At 56.6% G+C, this 3547-nt stretch carries 3 protein-coding genes; all 3 read right to left on the bottom strand.

Translation table 11 applies throughout. The features are described 5' to 3' along the window. Window positions 1–1303 (bottom strand): phage portal protein (locus G437_RS0110305; RefSeq protein WP_024332467.1); only part of this gene is annotated, 1303 nt, incomplete at its 3' end. A gap of 22 nt (window positions 1304–1325) precedes the next feature. Then, a complete protein-coding gene (locus G437_RS0110300; protein ID WP_162138743.1) occupies window positions 1326–2822 on the bottom strand; it encodes a terminase large subunit domain-containing protein in 1497 nt (498 codons plus the stop codon). 29 nt (window positions 2823–2851) lie between these two features. After that, window positions 2852–3463 carry a terminase small subunit gene (locus G437_RS0110295; protein WP_024332465.1) on the bottom strand — a complete coding sequence of 204 codons (612 nt, stop codon included), beginning with the start codon at window positions 3461–3463 and terminating at the stop codon, window positions 2852–2854. Between the last annotated feature and the right edge of the window lie 84 nt (window positions 3464–3547).

Genomic DNA, 3547 nt, shown 5'->3' with positions numbered 1-3547 from the left:
CCGCGAGCGCGTCTTTTTCGCCCTCGGAGGGCCTGCCCTCGCCCCCATCTAACGGGCTTGCCTGCCCGCCAATAGCCACATTTAGCGGGGTAATGAGCTCGTCTCCACCCTCTACAGGGGGCAGGCCGCGCATACGCCGCCCCTCGTTCCTTGTCATGAACGGCGCGCCAATAGCTGCAGACATTACCCGCGCTTGCTCTTCGAATGAGCCCCTCAGCTTGCCCTCTACATTGAATTGCACCCAGGCCCCATCAGGAGCGCCCAACAGAGGTAGCACGAAGCGGGATAGGCGGGCTTCGATTTCACGCAGCAGAGGGCCCAATGTGTCAGTGTAGAGGGCACGCCGGAACTCACGCACATTCGAGTAGTTTGCGTTGTCTAATACGCCTACCATTGTGGGGTTTACGTGGAAAACTTGGCAGATAGTCAGCAAGGATAGAGTGACTGATTCTGCCCATTGTGTTTCTTGCGCTGAGGGCGCGGCCTGCTGATAAGTCATCCCATCTTCGAGAAGCATGTCATCGCCGGCGCGTTCACCTCCAATAGCGAACGCTTGCCGCATTTCATCCCACCGCCGCCGGTCGTCGTCAGTCCACATTGGCGCGTCCTTAGGGCGCGAAAAGAACCCTTGGAAACGCCCGCCCCGCTTACTCATAGCGGCCCTGCGCCACCAGGAATAGTACTGCTCGCTAAGGATCTGTCTAAGCGTTTCTACAGGCGATGATGTTGCCCCCGGCTCCGAGGGAGTCCACCCCTTGAACTCGATAACCTCATTGGTTGGGATAGTGTGACTGCTTTTTACTCCTGCAGTATCCGCTATAGCGTATTCGTACCTGGTGGGCACCCCGAACGCGTCACGGGTTACAGTGACTGCCTCCGAGGGCAAAACGCGGGTCTGTAAGGCCCCATCAGGGCCGGTTAGCACCCAGATAAACGCCTGATCGTATAGCAGACGCTCGATAGTGAACGCGCGCAGGAAATCGGGCATAGTCTGGTAGTCGTTAGGCTGCTGCACCCAGGCAGCAACCGGACTAGTTTTGTCTCGCTCCTGTTCTCCTGCAGCATTTTCGGTAAAGGCGTGCAATGACAGTTGTGCTACGTTGCCCGCAAGAAAATCAACTACGGTCCTTAGGTGCGGTTGGGTGCGCCACAGTTGCGCGACACTCATTTTTTCCGGGTTCAGCCACCCGCCGCCCGAAGGCAAAGCAATAAGGTTCACAGGCATACCACCAGGGGCTAAAGCAACCTCCTGGCCTGGTGTGCCCGCCCCGGTACGCCCAAGGAAACGGGCTATAGCATCCATAAAACTCAATTTGTTTTCCTTTCTATGCCCACCACGGGCGCGACTGGCTTTCACTCTTATTCGGGGGTTCAGACACTGTTGGGACCGGGGGGCTGTTCCACCAGTCCGAGGCCATAGAGGAATAGGCGCTAAGACGGGTATCTTCTGCCTGCTCATGCGCCAGCCCGTACACTGCCCACATTGCGGCAATCAGCGGGGCCGCATCTGCAGGAGAGTCTTTACGAGTAATAACTTTGCTTTCGCCAAGGCCTTTAGCGATACTGCCTGCTACTGCCACATCTAACGCGGGTTGCCCCAAGTGCGCTAGCGTGCCATCTCTTACGCGATCTAAAAACTGCCCTGTTGCCGCCCCTAACATGGACCCACCAACGGGCCTAACCTGCAGGCCGGTTTTTTCTATCGGATCTATAAGCTCAGACGCGCCACACCCGCGCGCCTGCACCAGCACGCTTGCCGGATCCCACTTGCGCGCAAACACAGTAAGCCAATCGGCAACCCACAACATGCCCGCCCTACAGGCGACAACCTCCACATGCGGCAAACCATCGTCACGCCACCCGGCAACGCAAACCGAGGTGTACAGGCGATCCGAGGAAACATCCACGCCCACGCTAAGCGGCGATGCGGGATCAATAACAGAATTCTTATCAGCGAGGGCCTGCCAGTCCTCAGGTTTAATCGCGGTTTCCTGCACAGACTCGACCCACATGCACAGGTTTTCTGTTTTAAACTCGGTTTCTGGCTGTGTTGCCAGCGCGTCAGCTAGCGCTTCCTCCGAAACGGTGTAACCGAGCCCCGGATTAGCCTTTGCCCAGGTTTTAGGGTCCGAAATGTCATCATCTTTGGCAGCTGCCCACCCGAAATACCCTAACGCGGTGCCTTTTTCTGCCTGCTCAATACCCTTTTTGCGTAATTCTTTTAGAACTACCGAGGTCTTATCGCCCGCGTTAGAAATACCAAGAACTATCGCGTTTTTCTTAGCAATAGTGGTATTAGCGATAGCACTCCACGCCTCCCAGGAGGAATGTTCGCGCAGCTCGTCAAAAAGAACCGTATCAGCAGACTTTGAACGGCCCCCGCGTCGGTTTGTGGGTGCTACCTTCCACTTAGCGCCAGAAACGAGCTTCAATTCCTTTTTCCCGTTTTGGGACTTTACCCCCTTTGGGGCAATGAGCGGCGCTAATTCCGGGTTAGACTCAACGATTTCAACAGCTTCACCCCAAGTATCCTCGGAGGTTTCCAGGCTTTGCGCTGTACCGAGTACGAGCGCGGAACCATCTAGGAACATGCGCCAAAGGCAAAGAACGATAGCGAGGGTGGTTTTCCCATTCTGCCTAGCAACCTCAATGATTACGGTTCTAAAGCGTAGCTCACCATTAGGGCGCGTTTCCAGGAGGTGTACTAGTGCCCATTCCTGCCACGGCAAAAGCTCGATTTGCAAAATATCGCGCGCGAACTTAATGCACTCAAAACCGCGCGAGGTAGCAGGCGTGAGCTTACGCAGCGGTTTAGTCCACACCTGCGGTATCTTGCAGCCTTTGACACCCACTAGACAGCCCTGAGCCTATCGCGCGCCTGCTGCATTTGCGCTAGCTTCGACTTTTCTGGTGCCTTGCCAGCCTCCCTAGCCGCCCTCGCTGCAGGAGTAGCCCCCATTTCACGCAGCATATTCGTAAGATGCGGAATAAGGTAGCGCGCCTTAGTTTGCTCTGCAGCCGTGCCGAACCTGTCGATGTTATCGACGTGTTCAGCAATCTTTAGACAGGCTCTAACGAGGGCAGCGTCAGCCCCGCCCGCCTCTAATCCCTCGCAGGCCTTAGCGGTAGCCTGCACGGCCTCCACTAGCGGTCCTGTTTTAGAGGCTGCAGCCGCCGCCAGTTCCTCACGCCGCCGCTGAATATCCAAAAGCTGCTTAGCGGCAATCGCGTCGCCGTCAAGCGCGGAAATCATTACCCGCGCTGCCACCAGGTCTAGCCTTTCGCGCTCTATAGCCCTTTGCTGCTGCACAGTAGTAGCAGGAGCTTTAGCTAATTCCTTTACACAGGCTTTCAGGGCCGCGCCCTCGCTTGTGTAACCGAGTTTTTTAGCTATTGTGGCCGCTGTACTACCCTTACGCCACAGTTCTAGCGCCTTAGCCTGCTTAGATACGCCCTTAGCCATTTTCGGCCCCCAAAACGCCGTCAGCGGCCCCATTTAGTAGGAGGGTGTCCCCTTGGGGAGAGCGGCCCATTGGCAGGCGGGGGG

The sequence above is a fragment of the Winkia neuii subsp. neuii DSM 8576 genome (genome assembly GCF_000420405.1).
GTDB classification, from domain to species: domain Bacteria; phylum Actinomycetota; class Actinomycetes; order Actinomycetales; family Actinomycetaceae; genus Winkia; species Winkia neuii.
Note: the sequence above shows the minus strand (reverse complement) of the source record. Positions and strands in the feature narration are given on the sequence as shown.